1 protein-coding gene is annotated in these 226 nt (G+C 30.1%); it reads right to left on the bottom strand.

Annotation, left to right across the window (positions count from 1 at the left end):
* On the bottom strand, positions 1–226 hold a 226-nt coding region (locus tag LJE08_RS15440), incomplete at both ends, for a Tn3 family transposase (RefSeq protein WP_370633289.1).

The raw sequence follows: 226 nt of genomic DNA on the forward strand, positions 1-226 counted from the left end.
ATAATTTTTTGATTAGCTGCAGTTAAGGTATCAATACGTAAGTATTGATGAGCTACATAGGTGAGCCTATCATACTTCAAACTATCAATATTATTTTTGGAAACTGGAGAAAATCCAATATTACATGATTCCGCTAACAATACTGCTAAAATACTAATATCTAACTGTTTCATTCTGGATTCTTTCTCATTTAAATGTTTAAAGGATTGAGTTAACCCAACTCGTT

Origin of the sequence: Holdemanella sp. DFI.5.55 (assembly GCF_020593575.1) — a bacterium.
GTDB classification, from domain to species: Bacteria; Bacillota_I; Bacilli_A; order Erysipelotrichales; family Erysipelotrichaceae; genus Holdemanella; species Holdemanella hominis.